Source organism: Aquirufa antheringensis (genome assembly GCF_004307425.1).
In the GTDB taxonomy this organism is placed as follows: domain Bacteria; phylum Bacteroidota; class Bacteroidia; order Cytophagales; family Spirosomataceae; genus Aquirufa; species Aquirufa antheringensis.
Genome location: NZ_SEWZ01000002.1, coordinates 563,534 through 588,858, shown reverse-complemented (window position 1 = coordinate 588,858; position 25,325 = coordinate 563,534). Strand labels below are relative to the sequence as shown.

Sequence of the window (25,325 nt, the reverse complement as noted above, 5' to 3'; positions counted from 1 at the left end):
TTTGTTTACTGTCAATACAATGATTTAACCTCTTTTTCTGCTACTTTTTCTTTCATATACTTAAACAACTCTTCCAATTCTTGAAAATGATTTACAACCTTTAGAAAGGTCTCAATCGTAGCGTTCTTACCTGATTCTAAGTTATGAATCGTTATTCTAGACAAATTCAAATTTGCCGCAAGTTCCTCTTGGGAAAGCCTTTTTCGCCGGCGCATCGATTTACACCATGTACCCATCAGAAGCTTTACGTCACTTATTTTTATTGAATCAAAGAATATTTCTTCCATTTTTGTAAACTATATTATACAATATAAGCATATATAAGCATAAATGTATAATATAGTTTACAAAAATGCCCGCCTTTCAGCGAGCTTGTTCAGCTCACTTCCAGCCTATCACAGATTTGCTGAAAATATCCTTGAGACCAGATTTCTAAATCTTGTGGATTAGGAATAAAACGAATTACGTCCTCTTTTACTCTATTGATATCTAAGGATGCGATTTTCAATGCTAGCAATTCAAGCAATTGGTCTTTTGTCATAGTTTCTTGAGCCCAGTCTCCACTTTCAATCGCTCTATGGCAAAAATGAGTTAAGTTAATTTTTACCCTTTTTTTTATATACCAGTCTAAATCATACCAGTCTCGGCCTTTAACCCTAGTCTTCCATTTTCGAAAAAGAAGCGCATGCATTTTACCGGCAAACAGATCTGGAAGTGTAAGACAGTTAACGTAAAATGAGAAGGGTTTAGTCAGGAGTTTATTTTCTGTGCCAAATCGAAGCGGCGGATTCGTATCAATTTCCAGCTTGATTTTAATGCTTGGCTTTATCGAAAGCTTGATTTGTGGGATCGTATCCTCAAATATCAATTCACTCCAAAGTGTATCTGATTTCAGGAAGGCAGAATCGATAGTTGAAATCGTGGATTTCATTTTTTGATTCAAGCTTACCTTTATTCCCAAAGCCTGAAACTCATCCACAATTGATTTAAAATAGTGATCGAATTCAAAATCAGCATCTTTTTGCAATAAGGAAAAGTCCAAATCTTCAGAGAATCGATTCAATCCGTGAAAAATTCTCAATGCAGTACCGCCATAAAATGCAGCATGTTTGAAAAAATTAGCTCTGTATAAGCCTGCCAAAGCAATTTCTTGCATAATCTCTCGTAACGCCTGTTCGGTGTCTTGAATATTTTTAGGCTCATACGATTCAATCCATTCCTTGATCATAATTCAGCTATTGCTTCGATTAAATTCTTAATACTCGTCCGCTTAGGGCAAACTGGTAACCACTTGGCCATCTCACGTAAATTCAATTCTCTCAGGCGATCTTTATCCATTCTTAGATCTTGGACGAGAAAAGTCATGGCTTGTTTCTTACTCCTCAGATTTACTCCAGCAGTCGTAATTACTTTATCGCATATACACTTTTCTGGGCTCGCAATTAAAACCGTTTGTTTATCAGTTAATCGGACTGATTTTATCCCTACAGGATAATAGGCCAAAGGCAAATGAGTAAAGCTAAAAACCGTGTTTTCAACAGTAGATCTTTTCGAAAGTTTACTCGTAACACTAGTTATTTCAAAAACACGCTCAGGTATAAACCCCCAATAAAACAAAGCGGAGTCAAGAGAAACATAACTAGGACCATACAAATGATTCGCTACCAGAAATGGCTCAGGTCTATTCGAGTTTATTAAAGTACTAGTCATATACAGACCCTTCCTTAACTGAATTAAATCCCCCTGACTCATCAATTCCATAATTTTATCATAGGGCCTATTGTAATCCTTCAAAATTGTTAGTAAAATCTGCGTGCTTATAGGCTGTTCCGCATATTCTGCTAAAAGTGTTCTGACATCCATATGTCAAAATTAATTATATAATTCGGATTTATTCCGAATTACACTATATTTTATTACATTAATTGTCAAATTTTTAAAATCAATTCGGAAAACAATCAAATCCGGGATTATCTCAATCTAGAGATAAAGGTTACCCTTTTCGCTTTAGGAAGGTTTTTCAATATACCCGATTTAGTCAGAAAGAGTATTGCTGATTCACGTGATTTCGTGGCCAGAGCGGTTGCTTTATGAATCGCATCAATTTGTTTCTTGAGTGTATTAGGAGACATTGATTTAATTAAATAGTGGTTCGATAAAGGTATCAAAATAGCCGGGCCATCCCTATCAATAAACTGATAATCCCCTAAAACAAAAAGCCCGCCTTCCAGCGAGCTTCCTTTGTTTAAAATAAATGACTAAGTCACGAAGTGACGACTAAATCGCGAAGCGATGACTAAGCCCGAAGGGCGACTAAACGACAAAGTCGTGACTAAGTCACGAAGTGACGACTAAATCGCGAAGCGATGACTAAGCCCGAAGGGCGACTACCCTAGTAGCTCCTTCAAATTCACCGTCTTAAAAAACACATAGATCAAAGAAAAGAACACCCCCACAAACATAAACCCAATCGTAATCAAACTACGCTTGGGGCCATCCTTCTGAATTGCTACCTGTGCCGGCTCCAATACTTTAAACACAGGTGTCTCACGGTGTAATTTTACCTTAGACTCTTCGTATTGTCCGCTGATAGTCGTATACAAATTGTAAGCCATATCCACCTCGTATTGCAATTTCTTCTCGCGGTCTTTTGCCACGTTCAAGAACAAGTTCATGTTTTGATCGCGATATGCACTTAAAGTAAATAAGGCTTGGTCATAGCGTGAGCGGGATTCCGAAAGGCGCTTTTCTAAGAAGGTCAATTCTTGTCTAGCCTTCTGAGTGCGATAATCTGTTACATACTTCGTCAAGTAGTGCTGAATTAGCGAAGTGATGTTCGCTGCCGCCACCGGATTCGTTAATTTAGTCGTTAACGAAATGACACCAGATTTTTTATCAATCTCTAGTACTATTGAAGCTCTTAATCTCTTAATAGCTAATTGTTCCTTCTTATTTAATTTGATTAAATCTGCAGAAAGGGCGCTAGATGGGACTTTATCTAGTTTTACATCATAAACAATTTCATTTTCATCAGGATCGCCAAATAAATCTAATGGAGCAGAATCTTGCTTCTCAGATAAAAAGTCCAAAACCGTTTGCCATTTCTTGTGTTTCGTGCTATAGATTTTTGCTTTCAATACTTCCTGTAATAAGGGAGCACTCTGAACGATGTTAGGGTATAAATCTGGACGAATAGCTTCGGCTCCAGAGGAGCTTCCGCCTAGGTCTACACCAGCTAGCCCTGCTAGGGATTTTAAACCACCCATTCCGCCTGCACCACCGGATTTAGAATCTAATTCCGGTAATAGTTTCGCGTTAGAGCTATATTCATTAGGCTGCGTTAGGGAATAAATAGCCCCTAATGCTGCAAAAAGCACAGCACAAGTAGCTATTAAAATCCGATACGACTTCAGCGTACGGAAAATCTCACCAAAGTTGATCGAAATTTCCCCGTTATCTTCTAATTGATTATTTTCTATCGTAGACATGGCGCTTATTTAGTCAAATTGTTAATAAGTGTTGTCAAGGTAAGCGCAACAGAAACTAAGGCAGATGATAAACCAACGGCCTCAGCAGTAGTTAGACCCTTTTTAGTCGTCGGGAATTCAGGTACCACTATCTCAGAACCTGGAAGTACCCTCGGATTAATACGGAAGAATAAGAATCGTCTTCTTTTCGTGGAAATACCGTTAGGCGCTTTCACGTATACATTTCTCTTGTCCGCATACTCAGTATATCCACCCGCGCCATCTAGATAGTCTTGAAGACTATATCCATCCACAAAAGCAATAGCAATCGGATTCTGAACACCTCCGGAAAGTTTAACCGTTTCTAACACACGTGGAATGACTAAACGGTCATTTTCCATGAGTAATAGGTTGTTTTTAGAAGCTGGGTTCTTGAGGATTTCAGAAAGTTTTACCCCCACCACAGTTGAATCACGGTACAGAATAGCGCCATCTAAATAGCCTTCCGGTTTTAGACCTCCCGCCTCAAAAATTAAATCAGCAATCTTTTGATCATCTTTCGGAATCGCATAACGACCGGGGAAGTTCACCATACCTTCGATGGTCACCCCTCTTTGCACTTCATAATTAGGCGATCGACGAATAGAGATGATGTCAAAAGGTTTCAATTCATATTGACTTCCTTCGCTGCTGATATTCAAGCTGCCATCGATATCGAAAGTCTTAACGATGATTTTTTCATTGGTTGCGTTGTCGTTGCCATGCGTGATCACACGACGCGATAATTCGATTTTAGCATAACTAGCCGCTTCTTTAAAGCCTTTCGCCATCAGAATGATATCTGCCACCTTCATTCCGGTACGGAATTCGAATATACCTGGTTTATTCACTTCACCAAAAATGCTGACCCGCTGGTATTCACGCAAAGAATCGAGCGAGTAGACCATTAGGGAATCTTCGCGGTGTAGCGCGATATCTGCTAATTCGCCTCTTAATACTTTTCCTAAGTCGAAGGAGATCATTTCCGGATCGTAGTTTTCCTTTCTACGGGAAATAGTTGCACGATTTAGGAACGCATTTTCACGAGGCCCTTCAGCGCGTTTGATTAATTCTTTTACCGTCGTTAAGCCATTTTCGATGGCAAAAACACCTGGTCTAAATACCGCGCCACTCACTGTTACACGATTTTCATAACGCTCGATAATTTTACCTACCGAAATCGAATCTCCATTTTGAGGTTGGAAAGTCGCCACTTCATCTTGTGTGATGTTTAGTAATTTCAACTCACGCGAAGTGTTTCTGCGGACATTTAAGGAGTAGGTATAGGCCTTATCTGTGAAGCCCCCCGCATAACGCAGGATGTCTTTTAAGGTTTCTCCTTTTACGGCCTCAAAAACCATGGGGCGTCTTACTTCGCCGGCTAATTCGACATGAGAATCGAAATCCCCTACACGAATGATGTCTTGGTCTTTTAATTGGATGTTGTCTTTTTGATCCGCCTTTAGTAAGAAATCGTATAAGTCTAGCGTACGAACCACTTTGTTGTTTCTTATCACGCGAATGCTACGGTAGGATCCATTTTCGTTAGGCCCACCTGCTAAGTATAAGGCGTTAAATACGGTTGCCAAAGAAGAGATGGTATATGAACCCGGGTTCTCCACTTCCCCTACTAGGGTCACTTTGATACTGCGCACATTTCCTAAGGTGATAATGGCAGAAGATCCGCTACCAGGGCGATTCAAACCTTGATATAATTGCCTTAAGCGACTCACGATACGGGCAGATGCTGCCTCTACGTTTAATCCATTGACATAAATAGGGCTCAAGTTTAGAATCTTAACCGTTCCCTCTGGACTCACCGTAACGGTGTAATTATCCATTACTTCGCCAAAGATGTCGATATTCAACTCATCATCTGGTCCTAGCGTATAGTTCACAGGAGTCGCAATACGCAAATCCGGCTCGAAGTTTAATTTCTTGTTATTGAAAAGGTTCGCACCGTAGATCTTTTTCTTAGGCAACAAAGTAGAGTCTACCATTTCCTCTTCCTCCATCGAAACGTCTTCCGAGCCCTCCTCATCGGTATTTTTAGCCCCTTTTTTCGTGCTCAATTTCCCCGAAACCGTTCTTTTAGAAGAGGTTTTCGATTTCGACGTGGTCGTTTTTTCCTTCGTTTTTGTATCCCCTATCTGCGTCAAACGGCTGCGCATTTTTGCTATATCCGCTGAGGTATATCCTTGTGCTTTGGCTGCTTTTTCTAACTGTGCTTCTGTCATTCCGCTGGATTGGGCACGCTCGAAGAAGGTAGAAATTTCTTCGTCACTCAGGTCTTCCACTTTGCGTTTTGCCTGAGAAAAGGCTGCGTGAACAAGTACTAGGAAAGAAAGGGTCAAAAGAATTCGACTGAATAATTTCATACAAGAATGTTATGATACGTATATTTTAGGCAAATTTAACTAAAATTTAGGACAAGCGATGCTTTGGCGGTTAGTGCTGCAAGGATTTTTATTTAATGGTCAAATCCGGTTCAAATTTTAAGGGTGTTACTTACACTTCTGCAAAAACCTTCACATGTTTTCCCTCTTCTTTTCTCCATTTCTTTTCAGTAGAAATCTTTTCTACTAATTTATCTTTAAAATACACCTTGAGCCAGTTATTACTTTGAAAATCACAAACCTGCTTATAGACTTCTTCTGAGTGAATGATTAGGCGAAGAATAAATTCTTCCTTAGGATCTCTGTGGTTATTTATTACTTGACTTAAACTAGTCGGATTAACATCGATATCCTTAGCAAAGAGCTTTCTTTTGGGATATATAGAATCGACATAAAATTCCAAAAATGAGGGAAATTGACCCCTACTATCATTCACTTCAGAAGATAAGAATTCTTCCATTTTCAATTTTAATTGAAGAAGCTTTGCTCGTCTTATATCGTTTGAGGACAAATTGCTTTTTCTTAACGCACGCGCTTTTGCTAAAGACTTTAATTCATTCTCTCCAGCCAGCATGGAACTCTCCCTTGAGTCTAACAAACTATCCGGATCTAAAATTAAATTTTCATTAATCATGGTCGTATGTATTTATCACGTCTATTATTTCTGGTACCTCAAGGCTTAGCAATGACCCCACTTGTTTCATCTTATACTTTTCTTTGTAATGCGCTGCCACTATTGTTTTAGGCCAAATAACTAAACAAGCATCCTCCGCAAAATTATACACTGCTAATTGAGCCGCATAAGCGATAAGATGTCCAGCTATCCGATCGAATTTTTTATTTCTTCCTCTATTATCTTCTGAGACAGCTAATAACCTAATTTTAACAAAGCTCTCCTTCGAGAATACTTCCAAAGACATTAATCCTAGTATTTCTTTAGTCGACTTTAGCTGCAGTTTTACAACACCCTGATTAAGCTCTTTCTCCCATTCAAAGTAAAAGTTGTCTCGTTTCAAATCCGCCAATTCAGCGAGAACGATTTCAGCCAAAAATTCTTCTCCTGTCAAGACCTCTATAACCTTCATGTGTTAGTAAATATAAGCAAAAGTTTACAAAATACGTAAACAAAATTCAATTCATAATGTTATCAAAAAAGTATTGAATTTGTTGAATCCGCTAGTTCAACTTATTATCTACTATTCCCTAATAAGAAACTGATAATATTGTACAAAAAAAGGGGCAAACGATCCTAATGCCCTAAAGAAGCTAATGAAATTACGTTTATCCCATCGGGGCGACGGTAACTCATTACCTAGACATTGTGCAAATATGAGGACTTTTATTGTGCACTTTTAAGGATAATTATTCTTACACACTTTTTAGATTTTCCTAAATATCCGATTTAAAAATGTTTTAATATTATAAAGTCTTTTTATAAATCCCCCTTTAAACAAAAAAGCCCGCCATCCAGCGAGCTTTTAAATCAAAAATACACTATCAATCAATGCGCCACTCCCTTACTAAAAAGCACACTCGTAAAAGTCCTCACCACTATCATCAAATCAAACCAAACCGACTTTCTCTCTAGATACTCTTTCTCAAGCGCCACTTTAGCCTCAATGGAGATCTCGTCTCGCCCGTTAATCTGTGCCCAGCCTGTGATTCCTGGCTTAAGCTTGTCTACCCCTGCTGCGACCCGTAAGGCCATTAAATCGTCTTGGTTATACAACGCCGGCCTGGGCCCCACGAATACTATTTCTCCTTTGATGATGTTGATTAGGTTAGGTAATTCGTCCAAACTCAATTTCCGCAACACCCCTCCTATTCTCAACAAATAGGACGCAGGGCTTTCTAATAAATGCGTCGCGACATTTGGCGTATTCTTCTTCATGCTTCTGAACTTGTAGATGTTGAGGGATGTAAAACAATTTTCAACCAGATTATATGTCCTTAATAGAACATTTGGAAATTCATTTTAAAAATGAGTACTATTAACCCAATATTATTATTTGATTGCCGCTAAATACCCAAAATTCAAAACCATGTTTATTAATGCCATTATGCAATAACTTAGCCCCATTAGGCAATAAGTCGGAAAGTCTCCCAAATGCTTGAGAAGCATTTAACTGAGAAGGTGAAATGGAAATAGAATTACAAAAACAACATTTCTTTGATTTAAAGAGTTTTATGTAGCGATTCAAAATTGGAACAGCTAGAACAGTATCCAACGTTGATTTTAATTGTACAGCACCTTTTAAAGTTGCTTGTTTAAAGCTTTGCTTACTTTTTAATTCATTAAAAATAAAGTTGCTTTTATCTTGAGTAAAAACAACGGCATCGCACCTTTTTCTTCCTCTCTGAAAATTGGCGTCTAAGCTTGATATAAATCTATCATAATCAAATATTTTCACCACTTTATTATTTGAATTTCTATACTTAGCTTCTCCTAGTTCAATAGATGTAATGCAAACAACTTTATTTTCATCTTTTAAACCAAAAGTTAAATCGGAAGTTTTTTGCAATAAATTATGCAATTGACTGTTAGGAATACCATAATATTTTATAAACTCATCAATCATTTTTATATAATTATATTAAATCGAGTTGTATGAGTTGTATATGTCGTTAATCGTATCTGATAAAGAATTAGTATTAACCAACCTTTCATTTTGAATTATTAAATCTTGCAATATACCTTCTGAAACCTGATATACTCCCAACTTTGAGTAGTCAAACTGCGCAAAATTTTCACAATTTTCATCAAAAGACTTTATCATTAAATTTAAATGATTAATTATATAAGGACTATGCGTTGAGATGAAAAGGCTCATATCATTCTCATTCCTCATAAAACAATCTTTAATCAACTCCTCCATCAGTTTAAATTGTGCATCTGGGAATAGGCTTAATTCTGGTTCCTCAATATGAATATAAATTTTCTTGCCTAATTCGCTTAAATTCTTCGTAGGCCTAAAATCTGTAAGACTATCAACAGATGACAAATAACTTAATACTGAACGATTAAAAGCATCCTCAAAGTCAAATCTTGAGGCAAAATATTTAGAGATTAAAGTGATTGGTGCTGAACTTTGAATCCCTGAAGAACTATTTTTAAATTCCAGCTCAAATTCATTATTTATTGACCCAATTTTGTATTCCCTACCTTTATTTGTTTTCTTTGAAATAAATTTAAGCCCTAAATGTTCTAATTGAACACTTTTCAAAACATCAGAGGCTAACTCAAAGTCTTTATAGACTTCATGAAAGTAAAATCCTAAATATGCCCCCGCAAGAGAAGCGCTTCTGCTAGCCCATAGCGGTATAATATTTCTATTTTCAGTTATAAAACTAACCTTAGTGAAGTGTAAATTTTTACTTGATATTAAATTTGAGCGATACAATTTTCTATCTGAGTATTTTATTATAACTTCTTCGCCATTTTCAAATTTTACAGTATAAATTATGCTTGTATTCGGGCTTAAAAACTCTTCGAGACCACTATATTTAAAATGTTTAACTATGTGAAATCTAAATGGACTTTTAGAAATCTTACTGTTTTTAAGATAGGACCGTATATTTTCCATCTTAAAGATATATCTAAACAAGGAAATACATTTCATTAAAGTACTCTTACCGCTTCCAGATTCGCCAATTAAAACCGTAAAAAGCTTTATCTCCTCGATATTTACTTCTTTTAAGGGTCCAAAATTTTTAATTACTATTGACTCTTTCATATTATATTCCCTTAATCTAGAATTTTACTGCGCTTAGATGAATATCAAATTTAGAGAAATAAATCACTAAATAATCTGAAATTTAAAGGTTTTTAATATTTACAACAAAGGGAGCTCATTGTGCTCCCTTTTCAAAATTATCAAAATAAAAATTTCACCCCTCACTCCCCCTAAACTCTTCCATGGTCGCATGTCCATCAGCACTAATTCCTTTCCGCTGAACAACATTCAAAATCGTCATCCATAATATTTTTAAATCTAATGAGAATGAAACCTTTTCGACATATTCTACATCTAGCTTAAATTTCTCCTCCCAACTTAGAGCATTACGACCGTTAACTTGAGCCCATCCAGTAATACCTGGCCTCACATTGTGTCTACGAGTTTGTTCTGGTGTGTAACGAGTTAAGTATTGAGTTAATAGCGGCCTCGGTCCGACTAAACTCATATCGCCTTTTAATACATTTATCAATTGAAGTAATTCATCAATCGATAGCGCTCTTACTACTTTACCTATCTGTGTGAGTCTAACTTCATCTGGCAGTAGATTCCCGTTAACATCTTTCCCATCATGCATCGTCTTAAACTTTAAAATCGTAAATGGTGCACTTTGATATCCTGGTCTAACTTGAAAAAACAAAGCTTCTCCTTTATTGACAACTAGAAGTAAGATGAAACATATTATAATTATAGGAGAAAATATTAACAACAAAACCAATGCTGCTATAAAATCTAATATCCTTTTAAAATAACTCTTGTACATTAACTATTTTGATATTTAGCAAAAAGATTATCTAAACTTTCAAAGATTCTATCAAACTCTTCATCAGTCAAATTTGAGCCACTTGGTAAGCATAGGCCATCTTCAAATAATCTATCTGAAACTCCATTAAGGTAAGCCTTAGAATTTGCAAAGATTGGTTGTTGATGCATCGGTTTCCATAGTGGTCGTGATTCAATATTTTCTTCTTCTAATGACAGTCTTATTACTTCACGTGTTAATCCATTATTAAATGCAGGATCAACTAAAATACAAGTTAACCAACGATTAGAGTAATATCCTGAGGGAGCTTCTTGAAATTTGATTGTAAATCCTGCGTAATTATGCTTTGAAAAATACTTTTTATATCTCTCAAAATTGTTTCGCCTTGCTTTAACTCGATCACTTAATACTTCTAATTGTCCTCTTCCAATTCCAGCTAAGACATTCGACATTCTATAATTATAACCAATATGTGAATGCTGGTAATGTGGAGCTGAATCTCTTGCTTGAGTAGCAAGGAAACGGGCTTTTTCAATCATTTCTGCATTTTTAGACAATAATGCTCCCCCGCCTGATGTTGTAATAATTTTATTCCCGTTGAAACTCAACACACCAAACTCTCCAAAGCTACCACAAGGCTTATTATCTATATTTGAGCCTAATGCCTCAGCAGCATCTTCAATTACAGGAACCCCATACTCATTTGCAATTGAAAGTATTTCTTTCATTTTCGCAGGCATACCATATAAATGAACAGGAACGATAGCCTTTGGTAATTTCTCATTCTGTTTTGCTTCTTCAAGTGAAATCTTCAATAAAGCAGGATCCATATTCCAGGTATCTCTTTCCGAATCAATAAAAACCGGTATAGCTCCTTGGTATGCTATTGGATTAGCTGAGGCAGAAAATGTCATTGATTGACAAAATACAATATCCCCAGCTTTTACGCCTAACAAAATTAATGCTAAATGAATAGCAGATGTGCCTGATGATAAAGCGGCAGCATGGCTTGTATTTGTTTGAAGTTGAAGACCTTGTTCAAAGGTGTTCACATGTGGACCAAGAGGGGCAATCCAATTAGTAGCAAATGCTTCATTTACATATAGAAGCTCGTTTGATCCTATATGAGGAGAAGAAAGCCAAATTTTAGATTTCATTAGTAGTAAATAGTACAGTTTCTTTAAACCTATGAAAAAAAGTGGTATCAGACTTTAAATTTTTCTCAATAACCATATTAGGTGCAATTATATTAGAATTTCCAACTTGAATATTCGGAATCGTAGCAGAGTTAATACTAAAAAAATTATTATCTCCAATTTTAGTATTACCAGATAGCCCAACATTAGGACAAAAAATGTTATTTGTTCCTATTGTAGTATCATGACCTATATTCACTTTATTATTTAAAGTATTAAATTTATGAATAACAACATTTGGGCCAATTTGGCAATAAGGACAAATTATGCATCCCTCATCAATAGTTGCCGTAGGGAAAATCGATGAGGTATGGTGAACAAATTTTGCAAATTTGAAACCTCTTTTAGTTAATTGATTAATTAATTTGAATCGACCTTTAACATTACTAAATCCCAAAATAATCTCAACATTTTCATTGATATATTTTTCATTGAGCGTATCCCCTAAATATGGAGCTCTTAATTTATATTTATTGTATAATTCTTCAGAGTCGGAGATAAAACCCAATAATTCGAATTCATTTAAAAAACTATTATTTTCAATTATATATTGCTCAATTTCAGCAGCATGAGCTCCTGAGCCCATAATAATTACTTTTTTCATAACTCCCATTCATTAAAATAAAAAAGATCCCCGTGTCCGGGCAATACTATTGTATTATTATCTATTGTTGAATTTAGTAAGTTATAAGAATTCATAAATTCTATCTTATTACTTCCTGGTAATTTTAAAACTAAATTCTTTTTTTCAATTACAGTATCCCCACCAAATAAAATTCCGTCATACCAATAACAATAAGACTCCTTAGAATGTCCAGGGGTTTTTATAACATGGAATTTAAAGCTTTCAATTCCATCTTTAAGAATAGTTTCCACATTATATCCGTAATAATATGATAAGTTAATTCTCAAATCTTTAACTGCTGTTTGAAATTCCTTCGATGGTGAATATGAAATTGCATTATCCATTAACAAAATTTCATTAGCATGAAAATGATGATCAAAATGCTCATGTGTTATAAATACAATGATTTTACGATTATTATGTTTATAAACCCAATCAAAAACATGATTATTAAAGTATCCAGGATCTACAATATAAAGTATTTCTTTTTCTAGAATGAAATAGGTGCAAGCGCCGAAAAGTTCAGATTTATATCTATATACAGATGATTTATTATTGATATTACAAAATAGTTGCTCCACCATCTATAATTAATTCCTGACCAGTCATCCAGTTATTTTTTTCTATTAAAAATTCTAACCAATCATTTAAAACACTCGGAGTAGCTATTCCAAGAGGGATATGCGAGTTTAAATCATCAAAATTAACATTCAATATCTCATTCGTTGCACTAGTCATAATTGGCCCTAAAACTAAACAATTAACTTTTATTGGATTTAATTCAATCGAAAGAGATTTTGTCAAACCAATTAAAGAGCTTTTAGCCGCTGAATAAACTGAAAACCCTGCTTTCCCCCTAATAGCAGATATGCTTGAAAAAAATAATATATTCTTAATGTGTTGTTTATATTCTTTTCGACATAAAATACTTAGCATTTCAATTGCAGAAATGACATTAATTTTAAATGATCGAACTATTTTCTCGGTTTTTTGTAAACGAATAGGAGATACATTAAAGTCGCCTCCAAGATGTAAAAAATGGTTTGGTTTAAAGGGACTTTCGGAAAGAAATTTTAATAATGAATCAACAACATTATCAGTTTCAAAATTACACACCCATATCAAATGAGTGTCTCCATGTAGCCTATCTAATAAATTATGAAGTTTGAAAGAATCTCTTCCTGCTAAAATGATTCGATATTTTTTTGATAAAAAAATAGCTATTTCTTCTCCTATTGATGATGTACTCCCCGTAATTAGAACAGTATCCATAAAATAAATATTAGGCTAATATAAAATTAGCTAAATCTTCTACAGTTTGAAGATTATTTAAAATTTCATTAGTTATTTTCTTATTGTAATCGGTATGAGACATTGCAATGATAGACAAACCAGTTAATGAATCCCATTCTTCAAAATCTTTTAGATTATCTTTCATATTGACGTGATCTACATCAAGAATTTCAGCTATTTTGATTAATAATTCCTCTTTCATATTATTTATAATTTATAATCTCACAAAAATCTAAGTTTCCTAATTTACATTTTATCAGGCTCCAAGTTAACCCCACACCAAATCCTCCCAAACACACTTCAAAGCTTTCACTTTTAACTTTTCCTCCTAAGTTATCACATATTGTGAGGGGTACTGTGTTATTGCTACCATTGCCATATTTTTCACAAATATTATTAGGCATTTTTTCATAACCTATTTCTAACTTATCAGCTAGTTTCTCCAACATAAACTTATTAGGTTGATGAAAAAAGAAATAATCAAAGAAACTTTTATTTACATTTAATTTAACAAGCATCTCATTGAATAATTCAGGCACTTTTGTCTGAACAAAATTAAAAACTTGATCACCTTTCATGACTAAGTCATCTAGCGATCTTAAGTTGCCTGCGACATCTTCTTTCAAAATTGCTGTTTCAACGGAGGATGGCATTTTAAATCCCCCGGCGGGAATCTGTAAACTTAATGCACCAGATCCGTCCATTTTAATAAACACATCAATAGATTCGTCTTCCAAAGTATGTTCAATAATAGTGATAGATGCTCCATCCCCAATCAATGGGCGACTATTACGGTCCTTAACTGAAACTTTAGTACTTAGAATATCCGCATTCAATAATACAACCTTATTAATTACACCGGTATCCAACATCATAAAGGCTTGCATCAAACCAACTTCAAACCCAGCACACCCTTGATTAATATCTAAACATATAACATCTTCATTCAATAATAAATTCCCAGCAATTATATTAGAAGTAGCTGGAATAAATTGATCAGGAGATTGTGTACACAATATTAAAGCTTGAAATGAATCTTTGTTTAATAATTTTTTGTCAAAAAGGTAATTCAAACCAAAAGTACACAAATCAGAAACGGTAGTACCGTTATCAACAATTCTTCTGGTACCATAACCCATAATCTTTCCTAATTTGATACTTTGCTTATCAGAAAAATTATAGTTTGATATTTCATCGATAAAATTAACTTCATTTGTAGGCAATATCGACAAAATACCGGATATTCTCTTGTTTTTGAACTTAAGATGCATTTTTTGAACTTTGGACTAATTTTACAATTGAATCTAAACTACTAAAACTTTCGGGCACAATTAATGAACCATTAATTTTAATATCAAATGTAGACTCTAAGTCTGAAACTATCGTTATCAAATCAAATGAATCTAGATAGCCCTCATCTATAAAATTTACCTCTGAATTAAACTCAAATTCAGGCCTTGTATCCCTTAAAATATTTAACACTAAATCTTTCATAATTTATTATATTTTTCTACTATTAAAATACCATCTTTAAATTTTATAAAATCTCCTAAACCTGTAACAAAATATATACCATTTTCTGTGTATATTTTTCCCCAATTATTTACAAACTCGTTTGAGGCTAATGTTGCCTTCCATATTTTATAACCATTATATTCAGCTCCTTGATAAGGGAACGAAACTCCACGAACTAAATTTAACGCTGCCAATGCTTTTCCGTTAACATCAATTTGACAATCCAAATCTTTAAGTTTACCATAATAAGACCCAGCTTTATTACTTTGAACTATTGGTCTAATTTTGTTTGCCCTTATATCAGAAATAGCATCAATAATAATAGGGCCATAATTATTTTTCATTTTTAACTGCAAATCAGAAACATAATCACAAGGTTCAATATCAATTACTCTTTGTCGAATTATATCTCCTGTATCAATTCCTTCATTGATAAAATGAACAGTAATTCCTGTATAGCTATCACCATTAATAATAGGCCAATGTTGTGGTGATAACCCTCTATAATTAGGTAAGATTGATGGATGCAAATTTATACAACCATACCTAGGGATTTGTATAATATTATATTTTAATATCCTCTCAAAATGAGCAACTACAATTAAATCCGGATGCAATAATGCTATTTCATTAACAATAAAGTCAGAATTAATATCCTTTATTCTATTAAATTTAATGCTATTTTTTTCGCAAAGCATTTTAAGCCTTACGAAGATTTTATTCTCATAATAAGGGCAATAAACAGCCAAAATATTATTTCCACTTGAAATAAGAGCATTTAATACAACGGAACTAAATGAATCTTCTCCTAAAAAAATTATATTCATATATTAAATTTTTGAAAATAAATTCAATCGATCAATCTTTCCATTTGCATTAAATGGAAATTCTTTTTCTAAAATCCATTTAGTTGGAATCATATATTTAGGCAAAATATCCAATAAATATTTTCTGACATCTGCGAATGAAATATCGCCAATGTAGAAACATACGATTTGAGACTGCTTGTTATCATATAAAACACAAACATTTTTTATACCATCAATTCCATGAATAGCTGTTTCAATCTCACCTAACTCAATTCTATATCCCATGTGCTTAATTTGAGAATCTTTTCTGCCAACAAAAATTAATTCTCCTAAATTATTCTCGTATACCAAATCTCCCGTTTTATATATTTTATCACTGTAAAAATTATGTAAAGGGTTTTGCACAAATACCGACTCCGATTTTTCAAAATCGTTATAATAGCCAAAAGCCAAAGAAGTACCTCTTACGCATAGCTCACCAATTTCTCCAACTTCAACGATATTGCCAGAATCTGAAAAAATCAGTACTTGGGTATTTTTACAAGCTTTCCCTATTGGCAAAGGATCGTCATCATTGAAACTCCTATCAACAATATAATAGGTACAATCAACTGTGATCTCTGTAGGTCCATACAAGTTAGAATATAAAGCATTAGGATATTTAGACCTCCAATAGTTCAAGTGCTTATTTGGCATTGCCTCCCCTGCAAATAATATCTTATTTAAAGACGTCGGCAAAACAGAGGAAAATGCATCAAAATTTGAAATGCTATTCAAAACAGATGGAACCCAAAAAACAAAATTTATGTGTTTTTCATTAATATATTCAATTAATTTAATAGGAAAAGTAAATCTATCTTCAGGAATAATATTTAATTTAGCGCCAGTTACAATCATTAAATATATGTCAAGAGTAGAGTTATCAAAATAGAATGGCGCCTGGTTACCAATTATATCATTCTCAGTAACCGAATAAACTTCTCTAGCCCACTCAATATAATCAATTACTCCACGTTGAGAAATTAAAACTCCTTTAGGTGTGCCAGTAGAACCAGAAGTAAAAATTGAATATATCGGATCTAAATCAATTACACTATTTTTAATTGATTCTAATTTACTAAGTGAATCTACTGTAAGATTGGATTCTAATTCGTCTTCAATACAAATGATATGACCTGAAAAACCACATTGAACTAATTTATTCCTAAACTCAGAATTACTAACAATAATACTAGAATTTAACTTGTCCAATATTTTTGATGTCCTATCAAAAGGAGTTTTTACATCTAGAGGAACATAAAAATTGCCTGATTTCATAATTCCAATAAATGACACAATATTCCATAGATTCTTAGGCAAATACACACAAATTGGCAATCTAAAACTACTACTAACGTTCAAAATAGCTGTAGCTAAGCAATTAGAATATCGATCCAACTCTGCAAAAGTAAGTTGATTTTGATTGTCATCTAAAGAAACTTTATCAGAAAATTTAGTGACGGTGTCATTAAAATACTCTATCAAGTTACATTTCATGAAAACTTATTTATGATTAATAAAATTAAAAATATTAAAAAATAAAAAGACAATAAACTTTCTTCTATCTCTAAAAAGTTGTGTATTATATTTTAAAATAACAAAAATTCGAGTGAACCAATTTAAATTATAAAGGTAATATATTTCATACTCATCTTGATGTGGATCAAGAAAGTTCTCTTTAAAATTGGTTGATTGATAAGCATACCAACCAGAAAAGAATAGCTGAGCCCTTTTAAAAAAAGAATTAATAGAAAGTATATTCATAGAACCATGAACGTTACTTGAATGAATTCTATACAAAATGTAGCTATTGGTATCAATAAAAACATCTTTTTTATTGATTCTACAATAAAAATAAATTAACCAATCATGTGATATAAATTTCCAGTTTGTAAAGTTCAATTTTTTAAAATAATTAGACATTTCATGTACCAAATTGGATGGCATAACATAAGTACAACCTGCACTACCTCCCTCAAACAAATAATCAAATTTAACTTGCTTGTAATTTTTTTTCAATAAAGTTTTTGTGTTAGAATTAGTATCCCAAATTGTCAAATTTGAACAATATAAATCAACATGACTCTCTTCAATTTTATTTACAGCACAATAAATTTTAAAATCCAACCAAATATCATCTTGATCTGAGAGTGCGACACAATCAAATTTATTATAAACTTCAAAAGGTATTGAACAAATAGCATTAATAAAATTTAAAGCTGCTGAACCCGAGTTAGATTTATTTTTGAACAACTTTATTCTAGAATCATCAAACCCATTTATTACGTCAAGGGTATTATCTGTACTACCATCGTCAAAAACATAAATTTCAATCATTACTTTTTTTTGTAATAGGATCGATTTTATTTGATCGTAAATAAATTGACCCCCATTATAAGAGCATAATAAGACCAAAACTTTGTTGTTAGCCACGAATTTATTTTTTAATTAAAAAAACAAATATTATTAAACGGATATGTTTAATTAATGAACTTGTAATAAGTAAAGGGAAAAGAGGCAAATACAAGTAATTAGTAAAACAAAAGGTCGTATACAACCTTATTTCACCTATCCGCATTTTAAAAATATTGCTGCTAAGCCCATTACCACCCATGAATGGCTTACCTAAAAAAGTTAGAGGAGAACCATTGATCCGTAATATATCGTTATATTTAAATGCAATCCTTAGCCATAAATCATAATCTTCGCAGTATTTCATTTCCTCATTAAACCTTAATGAAATATCTTTTCTAACTACAACCGCTGGGGTTACAGATAAATTTTTAATTAGCCAATTTACAGGATTTATTCTTTGAGCTTCAAACCTATTTTGAGAGTAATTATAATCTAAAATCTCAATTAATTTTCCAGTTTTTGATACATCAGAATTATGAAATAATAAAGCTGGAGCATATTCATCAATAAATCCACTACAAACATTTAATTTCTCAGGATGCCATAAATCATCAGAATCTAAAAAGCATATATATTCACCCTTGGCTAAGTCCCAACCAAAATTCCTTGTAAATGATGGGCCAGAATTTACAGGCATTTCATAATATTCAAAAGCTATACCAAGCTGTCTAAATTTTTCTTTGAATGCCTTTATTAATTCTGCAGGATAATCATTGCTAAAGTCGTTAACCAAAACTACTTCATAGTCAATATATGTTTGATTAAAAACTGACAATAAAGTCTCTTCAATAGTTAAAATTGAATTATAATAGGGAATTAAAACAGTAAATTTAGGATTGCTAGACATTACAAATATATCACTCTATTTAATTCCTCCGCATGACTCAATTTCTTAGGATCCAAAATCTCACGAATTGTAAATTGCGCATTTTTAATCAAGGGATTTAGATTAATATAATTATTAAAAGCATATTCCAGTTTTTCTACAATGCTATCAACCGAAAAAGGCATTATTCTTAAACAATTATAATTATCAATCATTCTACTAGGAATTCCGCCAACAAATGTTGTGATTATAGGTACCCCAAAAATCATGGCCTCATATAATGTCCTCGGAAAACCCTCGTGATGAGTTGGTAGTATGAATAAATCAGACTCCATATATAAATCTTTTATGTTGGATAAATCTGTTTCAGGACCATAAAAATATATCGTATCACCTAGATTTAATTTATTAGAATAACACTTGATATAATCTTCATTATATCCATCTCCAACTACTGTAAGTTTAAAATTATATACTTGTTTTTTCTTTACTAATTCAACAGCATCTAGAAGTTCAATTAATCCTTTCTCTACATCCAACCTTCCTAGATATAAAATATTATAGATTGATTTTTTCTTTAATTTTCTTACTTCAACAATATCAGTGTAATTGAACGAAATTCCTGGACGCTGTGTAATTCCATTGCCTCCACACGAATTCACTAATTCTGTAAAATTAGGAGAAACTGTAAAAACAACCTCTGCATATTTATATAAAAACTTTGATAGTTTACTGTCAACACCTTGTTGCCCTCTAACATTTAAACCATATTTTTTTCCAAGTAACAAAGAAAAGAAGGCAAAAAAATGATAGTTAGTCGGATAGTATATATATACAAAGTCACTTTTATATACTTTCCAAAATCCAACTAAATAGACCAACAAATAAGTAAATATTTTACTTTTATATCTATTCAATGCGGTAGTCTTAATTTTGGAATTATTCAAATCAAAATCATGGAACTCTTCATCCTTTTTTAATTTAGTTTGGAGCATTTCTACCTCATTACCTAGATTAATCAATTGTGTTCCAAAGTCCCCAATCGCTCTAAATGTGAATAAAGAACCCTTTTTTTCATAGAATACATTATTTACAAGTAAAAGTATTTTCATATTTTAACTACAGAATAATATTTATTGATAATGAAGCAATTTTTTTCTTTTAAAGAACAATTCAAGGGCAAGAATATTCCAAATTTTTTCGGGATGATCAATATTTCCATCTTGGTGCGCTTCCCAGATGTTTGATACAAGTTTCTTATCCCAAAAATCAGAATCAGATGGGATCGCATCAATAATTCCTTGTGCCCATATTTTCAAATCGTTTCTTAACCAATAAGATACAGGTATAGAAAACCCTTGTTTAGGTCTATTAACAATATCCTGTGGAACATATTTATATAATACATCTTTCGCAATTCTTTTGGAAGTATCATTATTAAATAAATAACTATCTGGAAGACTAATTAAGAATTTAATTAAGTGATGACTTAAAAAGGGGGCACGAGATTCTAAACTTACGGCCATCGCTGCTCTATCAACTTTAACTAGAATATCATTTGGCAAATAAGTTAATGCATCATAATGGCCTACATTATTAAATCTAAAATTTAATCCGCCTAGAAATATATTTTTCTTCTCCGCTATAGAATCAGCTAGAGGCAATGGTAGATCCCAAAATTTATTATGCCATTTAGATTGTACTTCACCGACATTATCATGATTTAGCAACAACCTAAGTAAAAATTCCAAACTTTTAATTTTTCTGTAAAACTTATTTTGAGTCCAACCAAAAACTCTCATTATCATTAATAAAGCCTTATCAATTCCTAATTTAGACAAAAAAACAAATTTTTTATACTTTAAAAATATTCTATGATCTGGATAACCATATAAAAATTCATCTGCTCCATCACCACTTAATATTACTGTTACAAATTCTCGAGCATATTCCGAAACGAAAAATGTAGGTATTTGAGAACTATCGGCAAATGGCTCATCCCAATAAGAAAATATTTCCTCTATCTTACTTAAAATTTCATTTGTGTTTAAATACTTGGTATTGTGCTTTGTATTTAGAAAATCTGCAACATTTTCTGCATGAAAAGCTTCATTAACACCAGGCTTTGGCTACCTATTGTAAATGTCATTAGATCAGACTTGACATGCTGTTTCATGATCGCACACACAAGGGATGAGTCTATTCCTCCGGATAAAAATGCCCCAATTGGAACATCAGAAATGGATTGTCTTTGGATAGAATCAATCAATAACTTTTCAAACTCATATTTTGCCTCTTCATAAGTTCCTATAAAAGGGTTATTCTTTGCACTCTCTATTTCATGGCATAAAGACCAATAAATAATTTCTTTAGGTACTTCAAGATTATTTATAGAATTTGAATCAAAAACAAGAATGCATCCCGGTTTTACTTTATAAATATTTTCATATATAGAGAGATCATTAGGCACATAACTTCGAATCAAAAAGCCAACTGCCGCATCTAAATTAATATTTTTCTCAAATTTAGAATGAACCTCAAAAGCTTTAAGTTCGGAAGCAAAAATTAGATACCCATTTTGATATCCATAATAAAGAGGCTTTTCGCCAATGCGATCTCTAATAAGGTATAATTTTTGTGTTTGCGAATCCCACAATGATATAGCAAACATCCCTTCCAACTTGGAAGTAAATTCTTCAATACCAAATAACTCAAAACCCTCTAATATTATCTCAGTATCTGAATAGCCGTTCCAGGTTATACAAGGATTACGAACCTCGCATTCTTTTTTTAAATCTTGAAAATTATAAATCTCCCCATTAAATACAATTTTGTACCTATTGGAATGGCTGTCCATTGGTTGGCTACCAGCATCTGACAAATCTAGAATAGACAACCTAACATGACCAAATGCAAATTGTATATTAGAATTTGATAAGATTAATTGATCATAATCATAAGAATCTGGTCCACGATGATTTAAGCTAATTCTCATAGCTTCCAAATCTAAGTGAAAATCATCATACTTTTTTCCTATAAAACCAAAAATACCACACATGGAATATTAGCTAATTTATGATTGGTGAATTATTATTAAATTTATTTATGTTAGTTATTTTATTAAAATTTTGACCAATCAAAATAAAGGATAACAAAAAGAAAGGATAAGTATAACTAAAAATAAAAAATTCCTTAGATTCAATTAACACAAGAACGAGAACTAAAATAAATCCAACAAAATCCCTACTTTTTTTAACCAATGAAATCAACAATAAATAATATGATAAGTAAAATATAATAGCAAAAATTAAACCCATTGAATAATACGATTGTATATACCCAGTATCATGACCTGAGGCATTACCCTCCCCATTAGGCCCTTTAACTAAACCAGTTCCTATTATCGTACTATAAGAGAGCTTAGGTATAGGCATTTCACTTAATCCTTCAACCAAATCATTATTAATCCTAAATCCAGAATCAATCCACGCAACAAATAATTCCGTGTTATATCCATCGATATTTGTGGTAAATTTTTCTAAAAGTGTCAAAAAATTTAACTGAAAAAAACTAAAAAAAACTATCGCCCAAATAATTGCCTTCTTTATGGAAATTTTATTTGAGATAATATATAATAACAACGCAACTAAAGATAGAAATAAACCAGTTCTCCCAATAAATAATATTGAAATAATTATAACAATTAAAGCGCACCAAATCAATAGTGTAGTAATATTCGATTTTGAATAATAACGAAGATAAATCAAAAAAGAAGCAACTCCACAAAACTGAATTACAGAAAAAGTTGCTCCAGCAACAGAAACAAAACCTCGAGCCCTCATTAAATTCTCTTCACCGAAATTAGAATTATATAAAATTAAGTCATTAAAAAAATCCTTAAAAATAGGTATGAAATAAGAACACAATGTTAATATAGCCTGTGTCAATGACGCAAATCCAACAATTAAGACAAATTCCTTCCGAGATTTAAAATATTTAATCAATATGAAAGGCGTAATTATGCCATACATTGTAAAGTATGTTAATCTACCCATTTGGGTTATATCACTTGAGAAAACATATTGAAGAATAGCTATTATGAAAATAATTCCCAAAATCAAACTAAACCTTACTAAGTTTTTATTCAAAGAAAGAGAAAACTTCGGCCCTGATTTATTTAATAGAAAGTGTAACATCAACCCCGAAAAGATAACTCTTGATGTGGTAAATCCAGGCAATTGCTTGAAATTAACATCAAATAACAAGAAAAAAATAACAAGAAATTTCAAAATCTTACTTTTCAAATTATAGATCCTTTTGATTTGAGAAACGACAAAACTTTATTTCTAAATAGACCTAAAACTAATCTCACTAGCCTTGATAATAAATAATACCCTTTAATCAAACCAATTTCTTGAAGTACTTTCCAATACATATAAATATAACCGATACGCATTTTTGATATTTGAGCCTTAGACTGCGAAATTCCACCTAAATTCCTTCTGTAACACGCCATTGAAATATCTATATATTTTGTCTTACCTCTTGATGACAATAAAATTTCAAGAGGAATATCGCCAGAAATAGAATTAATTAGCCATTCAGGATATCCTTTTGGGAAATAACTACTTCTGTAAAGTAAACTACAAGTTGGAATGTAATGACTTCTAATAATATCACTTAAATATAATGTATCACAAGGAGGTATAGGGTAGCTAAAGGTATCCTCATCATTAATTTGAGAAATTATTACCTTGTGGAAGATCATACTATAATCAGAATGACTTTCCATAAAATCTACTTGTAACTGAAGCTTGCGATTATCTGTCCAATAATCATCTCCCTCACAAAAAGCAATATACTTGCCTTTAGCTCGATTCATTGCAAAAAGTGAATTGCCCATCATACCAAGATTAGTATCATGATTGAAATATTTAACCAAATGAGCTTTGGGATGACTAGATAAACATTTATTTATTACAAAATCTGAATTATCAGGAGATGCATCATTTGACAAAATCAATTCAAACTCAAAATTGCATTCTTGACTTAATACACCATTAATTGCCTCCGATATATAATTTTCGTGCCCATAAGTGATCATTACAACAGAAACAACTACCATATAGAATTATTGATTGTTGAAGAAATTAGTTCTAAAATACTATCTTCTATTTGATGGGATAAGGGCAAACATAAAATCCGGGAGGACACACTTTCTGAAATTTTCATGCTTTTACCATTTACAAATTCAATTGTATTTAGAGATGGGTAAAAATATCTCCGGGGAAAAATTCCAATTTCATTTAATTTAGTTTGAACATTACTTAATTCTTTTTCAGATTGAAAGATAATTGGATAATAACTATTATTCCATTCCGTACCCTCTCTGATTTTCATTTTACTCAACTTGTCAAACTTTATATTTTCATCATAGAACGCTACTATATCTTTTCTTCCATTAAATATTTCATCAATATGGTCTAAAACGACGATACCCATAGCCGCTTGAAGCTCCGAAATTTTAGCATTTATTCCCAGCCCAAAAAAAGAACTCGGTCCATTGTGGCCAAAATTATGACTATAATATAATTTATTTCTCAATTCTTCATTTTTACAAAATACAGCGCCGCCCTCCCCAGTATGAAAAATTTTAGTAGCATGAAAACTACAAGTACTTACATCACCATAATTAAAAATTGACTCCCCTAAATACTTAACTCCGAAAGAATGAGCAGCATCATAAATAACCTTTAAACTATACTTTTGTGCAATTCTTTCAATTACAGCCACATTACATGGATTACCAAATACGTGAGTAGCTAAGATTGCAGTTGTTTTATTTGTAATTGCCTCTTCAATCTTATCTTCATCAATAGTTAGATGATCTTTATCTATATCAACAAAGATAGGCTTACAATTTTCCCAAATTATAGATGATGTAGTAGCAATATAACTAAACGGGGTGGTGATGACTTCTCCATTATTTCCTAATAATTTAAGCGCAATTTGGATTGGAATCGTACCATTGTTCATTACAATAATATTGTCAGTTTTTAAAAACGATTTTAACCTATTTTCTAGTTCCAAAACAAGTTCTCCCCTATTGGTAAGCCATTGGTTTGCCCAGATTCGATTAAGTTGAATAATATATTCATTTATATCTGGGAAATATGTTTTTGTTACGTTCGTCACAAGTAGTAATAAT

The 25,325-nt window shown here is 32.6% G+C and carries 27 protein-coding genes and 1 pseudogene; all 28 read right to left on the bottom strand.

Going from position 1 to position 25,325, the window contains the following annotated elements; genetic code table 11:
• Positions 1-11: 11 nt before the first annotated feature.
• The 28 genes and pseudogenes from EWU21_RS05530 to EWU21_RS05395 all read right to left on the bottom strand — a co-directional run bounded on the left by EWU21_RS05530 (position 12) and on the right by EWU21_RS05395 (position 25,312).
• Positions 12-287 (bottom strand): helix-turn-helix transcriptional regulator, encoded by a 276-nt coding sequence (locus EWU21_RS05530; protein WP_130895809.1) that lies wholly within the window; start codon positions 285-287, stop codon positions 12-14.
• A gap of 89 nt (positions 288-376) precedes the next feature.
• Positions 377-1,228, bottom strand: coding sequence for a nucleotidyl transferase AbiEii/AbiGii toxin family protein (locus EWU21_RS05525; protein WP_130895808.1), 852 nt, complete (start codon positions 1,226-1,228; stop codon positions 377-379).
• Positions 1,225-1,863, bottom strand: coding sequence for a type IV toxin-antitoxin system AbiEi family antitoxin domain-containing protein (locus tag EWU21_RS05520; protein ID WP_130895807.1), 639 nt, complete (start codon positions 1,861-1,863; stop codon positions 1,225-1,227). Before EWU21_RS05520 ends, EWU21_RS05525 begins: the two co-directional genes overlap by 4 nt.
• Before the next feature lie 524 nt (positions 1,864-2,387).
• Positions 2,388-3,488, bottom strand: coding sequence for a Wzz/FepE/Etk N-terminal domain-containing protein (locus tag EWU21_RS05515; protein WP_130895806.1), 1,101 nt, complete (start codon positions 3,486-3,488; stop codon positions 2,388-2,390).
• A 5-nt stretch (positions 3,489-3,493) separates the two neighbouring features.
• Complete coding sequence (locus EWU21_RS05510; RefSeq protein WP_130895805.1) at positions 3,494-5,884, bottom strand: SLBB domain-containing protein; 2,391 nt, start codon at positions 5,882-5,884, stop codon at positions 3,494-3,496.
• Positions 5,885-6,014: 130 nt separating this feature from the next.
• Positions 6,015-6,536: a hypothetical protein gene (locus tag EWU21_RS05505; protein WP_130895804.1), complete on the bottom strand. Its 522-nt coding sequence runs from the start codon at positions 6,534-6,536 to the stop codon at positions 6,015-6,017.
• Positions 6,529-6,987 carry an N-acetyltransferase gene (locus EWU21_RS05500; RefSeq protein WP_130895803.1) on the bottom strand — a complete coding sequence of 153 codons (459 nt, stop codon included), beginning with the start codon at positions 6,985-6,987 and terminating at the stop codon, positions 6,529-6,531. The genes EWU21_RS05505 and EWU21_RS05500 overlap by 8 nt, the downstream gene beginning before the upstream one ends.
• Before the next feature lie 416 nt (positions 6,988-7,403).
• A complete protein-coding gene (locus EWU21_RS05495) occupies positions 7,404-7,811 on the bottom strand; it encodes a sugar transferase (protein WP_262707895.1) in 408 nt (135 codons plus the stop codon).
• Between the two features lie 82 nt (positions 7,812-7,893).
• Complete coding sequence (locus tag EWU21_RS05490; protein ID WP_130895801.1) at positions 7,894-8,481, bottom strand: hypothetical protein; 588 nt, start codon at positions 8,479-8,481, stop codon at positions 7,894-7,896.
• 15 nt (positions 8,482-8,496) lie between these two features.
• The gene (locus tag EWU21_RS05485; RefSeq protein ID WP_130895800.1) at positions 8,497-9,636 is read right to left on the bottom strand and encodes an AAA family ATPase; all 1,140 of its coding nucleotides are present in this window, start codon (positions 9,634-9,636) and stop codon (positions 8,497-8,499) included.
• Positions 9,637-9,790: 154 nt separating this feature from the next.
• Positions 9,791-10,399 carry a sugar transferase gene (locus tag EWU21_RS05480; RefSeq protein ID WP_130895799.1) on the bottom strand — a complete coding sequence of 203 codons (609 nt, stop codon included), beginning with the start codon at positions 10,397-10,399 and terminating at the stop codon, positions 9,791-9,793.
• Positions 10,399-11,556, bottom strand: coding sequence for a DegT/DnrJ/EryC1/StrS family aminotransferase (locus tag EWU21_RS05475; RefSeq protein ID WP_130895798.1), 1,158 nt, complete (start codon positions 11,554-11,556; stop codon positions 10,399-10,401). The genes EWU21_RS05480 and EWU21_RS05475 overlap by 1 nt, the downstream gene beginning before the upstream one ends.
• Positions 11,546-12,199, bottom strand: a complete 654-nt coding sequence (locus EWU21_RS05470) for an acetyltransferase (protein ID WP_161566477.1) — start codon at positions 12,197-12,199, stop codon at positions 11,546-11,548. Before EWU21_RS05470 ends, EWU21_RS05475 begins: the two co-directional genes overlap by 11 nt.
• A complete protein-coding gene (locus tag EWU21_RS05465) occupies positions 12,196-12,804 on the bottom strand; it encodes an MBL fold metallo-hydrolase (RefSeq protein WP_130895796.1) in 609 nt (202 codons plus the stop codon). Before EWU21_RS05465 ends, EWU21_RS05470 begins: the two co-directional genes overlap by 4 nt.
• The gene (locus EWU21_RS05460) at positions 12,782-13,492 is read right to left on the bottom strand and encodes an SDR family NAD(P)-dependent oxidoreductase (protein ID WP_130895795.1); all 711 of its coding nucleotides are present in this window, start codon (positions 13,490-13,492) and stop codon (positions 12,782-12,784) included. The genes EWU21_RS05465 and EWU21_RS05460 overlap by 23 nt, the downstream gene beginning before the upstream one ends.
• Positions 13,493-13,502: 10 nt before the next feature.
• A complete protein-coding gene (locus EWU21_RS05455; RefSeq protein ID WP_201738091.1) occupies positions 13,503-13,715 on the bottom strand; it encodes a phosphopantetheine-binding protein in 213 nt (70 codons plus the stop codon).
• 1 nt (position 13,716) lies between these two features.
• Positions 13,717-14,784 (bottom strand): 3-oxoacyl-ACP synthase III family protein, encoded by a 1,068-nt coding sequence (locus EWU21_RS05450; protein ID WP_130895793.1) that lies wholly within the window; start codon positions 14,782-14,784, stop codon positions 13,717-13,719.
• Complete coding sequence (locus EWU21_RS05445; protein ID WP_130895792.1) at positions 14,774-15,007, bottom strand: acyl carrier protein; 234 nt, start codon at positions 15,005-15,007, stop codon at positions 14,774-14,776. Before EWU21_RS05445 ends, EWU21_RS05450 begins: the two co-directional genes overlap by 11 nt.
• Positions 15,004-15,855, bottom strand: coding sequence for a methionyl-tRNA formyltransferase (locus EWU21_RS05440; RefSeq protein WP_130895791.1), 852 nt, complete (start codon positions 15,853-15,855; stop codon positions 15,004-15,006). Before EWU21_RS05440 ends, EWU21_RS05445 begins: the two co-directional genes overlap by 4 nt.
• A 3-nt stretch (positions 15,856-15,858) precedes the next feature.
• Complete coding sequence (locus EWU21_RS05435) at positions 15,859-17,373, bottom strand: amino acid adenylation domain-containing protein (RefSeq protein WP_130895790.1); 1,515 nt, start codon at positions 17,371-17,373, stop codon at positions 15,859-15,861.
• Between the two features lie 6 nt (positions 17,374-17,379).
• Complete coding sequence (locus tag EWU21_RS05430; protein WP_130895789.1) at positions 17,380-18,309, bottom strand: glycosyltransferase; 930 nt, start codon at positions 18,307-18,309, stop codon at positions 17,380-17,382.
• Between the two features lie 4 nt (positions 18,310-18,313).
• Positions 18,314-19,138: a glycosyltransferase family 2 protein gene (locus tag EWU21_RS05425; RefSeq protein ID WP_130895788.1), complete on the bottom strand. Its 825-nt coding sequence runs from the start codon at positions 19,136-19,138 to the stop codon at positions 18,314-18,316.
• Positions 19,138-20,229: a glycosyltransferase family 4 protein gene (locus EWU21_RS05420; RefSeq protein ID WP_130895787.1), complete on the bottom strand. Its 1,092-nt coding sequence runs from the start codon at positions 20,227-20,229 to the stop codon at positions 19,138-19,140. Before EWU21_RS05420 ends, EWU21_RS05425 begins: the two co-directional genes overlap by 1 nt.
• A 21-nt stretch (positions 20,230-20,250) precedes the next feature.
• Positions 20,251-21,177, bottom strand: a pseudogene (locus EWU21_RS11400) (asparagine synthetase B family protein); the annotation flags it as partial.
• 14 nt (positions 21,178-21,191) lie between these two features.
• Positions 21,192-22,175 (bottom strand): asparagine synthetase B family protein, encoded by a 984-nt coding sequence (locus EWU21_RS11395; RefSeq protein ID WP_130895785.1) that lies wholly within the window; start codon positions 22,173-22,175, stop codon positions 21,192-21,194.
• A gap of 10 nt (positions 22,176-22,185) precedes the next feature.
• Positions 22,186-23,421 carry a hypothetical protein gene (locus EWU21_RS05405; RefSeq protein WP_130895784.1) on the bottom strand — a complete coding sequence of 412 codons (1,236 nt, stop codon included), beginning with the start codon at positions 23,419-23,421 and terminating at the stop codon, positions 22,186-22,188.
• The gene (locus EWU21_RS05400) at positions 23,418-24,242 is read right to left on the bottom strand and encodes a glycosyltransferase family 2 protein (RefSeq protein ID WP_130895783.1); all 825 of its coding nucleotides are present in this window, start codon (positions 24,240-24,242) and stop codon (positions 23,418-23,420) included. The genes EWU21_RS05405 and EWU21_RS05400 overlap by 4 nt, the downstream gene beginning before the upstream one ends.
• Positions 24,236-25,312 (bottom strand): DegT/DnrJ/EryC1/StrS family aminotransferase, encoded by a 1,077-nt coding sequence (locus EWU21_RS05395; RefSeq protein ID WP_130895782.1) that lies wholly within the window; start codon positions 25,310-25,312, stop codon positions 24,236-24,238. Before EWU21_RS05395 ends, EWU21_RS05400 begins: the two co-directional genes overlap by 7 nt.
• Positions 25,313-25,325: the final 13 nt, after the last annotated feature.

Coding starts and splice junctions, on each gene's coding strand:
- EWU21_RS05470 (WP_161566477.1), bottom strand. CDS start 12,199: ATGAAAAAAGTAATTATTATGGGCTCAGGAGCTCATGCTGCTGAAATT.
- EWU21_RS05480 (WP_130895799.1), bottom strand. CDS start 10,399: ATGTACAAGAGTTATTTTAAAAGGATATTAGATTTTATAGCAGCATTG.
- EWU21_RS05530 (WP_130895809.1), bottom strand. CDS start 287: ATGGAAGAAATATTCTTTGATTCAATAAAAATAAGTGACGTAAAGCTT.
- EWU21_RS05420 (WP_130895787.1), bottom strand. CDS start 20,229: ATGAAAATACTTTTACTTGTAAATAATGTATTCTATGAAAAAAAGGGT.
- EWU21_RS05485 (WP_130895800.1), bottom strand. CDS start 9,636: ATGAAAGAGTCAATAGTAATTAAAAATTTTGGACCCTTAAAAGAAGTA.
- EWU21_RS05425 (WP_130895788.1), bottom strand. CDS start 19,138: ATGTCTAGCAATCCTAAATTTACTGTTTTAATTCCCTATTATAATTCA.
- EWU21_RS05520 (WP_130895807.1), bottom strand. CDS start 1,863: ATGGATGTCAGAACACTTTTAGCAGAATATGCGGAACAGCCTATAAGC.
- EWU21_RS05465 (WP_130895796.1), bottom strand. CDS start 12,804: ATGGTGGAGCAACTATTTTGTAATATCAATAATAAATCATCTGTATAT.
- EWU21_RS05505 (WP_130895804.1), bottom strand. CDS start 6,536: ATGATTAATGAAAATTTAATTTTAGATCCGGATAGTTTGTTAGACTCA.
- EWU21_RS05490 (WP_130895801.1), bottom strand. CDS start 8,481: ATGATTGATGAGTTTATAAAATATTATGGTATTCCTAACAGTCAATTG.
- EWU21_RS05400 (WP_130895783.1), bottom strand. CDS start 24,242: ATGGTAGTTGTTTCTGTTGTAATGATCACTTATGGGCACGAAAATTAT.
- EWU21_RS05450 (WP_130895793.1), bottom strand. CDS start 14,784: ATGCATCTTAAGTTCAAAAACAAGAGAATATCCGGTATTTTGTCGATA.
- EWU21_RS05500 (WP_130895803.1), bottom strand. CDS start 6,987: ATGAAGGTTATAGAGGTCTTGACAGGAGAAGAATTTTTGGCTGAAATC.
- EWU21_RS05475 (WP_130895798.1), bottom strand. CDS start 11,556: ATGAAATCTAAAATTTGGCTTTCTTCTCCTCATATAGGATCAAACGAG.
- EWU21_RS05440 (WP_130895791.1), bottom strand. CDS start 15,855: ATGAATATAATTTTTTTAGGAGAAGATTCATTTAGTTCCGTTGTATTA.
- EWU21_RS11395 (WP_130895785.1), bottom strand. CDS start 22,175: ATGTGTGGTATTTTTGGTTTTATAGGAAAAAAGTATGATGATTTTCAC.
- EWU21_RS05445 (WP_130895792.1), bottom strand. CDS start 15,007: ATGAAAGATTTAGTGTTAAATATTTTAAGGGATACAAGGCCTGAATTT.
- EWU21_RS05510 (WP_130895805.1), bottom strand. CDS start 5,884: ATGAAATTATTCAGTCGAATTCTTTTGACCCTTTCTTTCCTAGTACTT.
- EWU21_RS05455 (WP_201738091.1), bottom strand. CDS start 13,715: ATGAAAGAGGAATTATTAATCAAAATAGCTGAAATTCTTGATGTAGAT.
- EWU21_RS05460 (WP_130895795.1), bottom strand. CDS start 13,492: ATGGATACTGTTCTAATTACGGGGAGTACATCATCAATAGGAGAAGAA.
- EWU21_RS05515 (WP_130895806.1), bottom strand. CDS start 3,488: ATGTCTACGATAGAAAATAATCAATTAGAAGATAACGGGGAAATTTCG.
- EWU21_RS05525 (WP_130895808.1), bottom strand. CDS start 1,228: ATGATCAAGGAATGGATTGAATCGTATGAGCCTAAAAATATTCAAGAC.
- EWU21_RS05435 (WP_130895790.1), bottom strand. CDS start 17,373: ATGAAATGTAACTTGATAGAGTATTTTAATGACACCGTCACTAAATTT.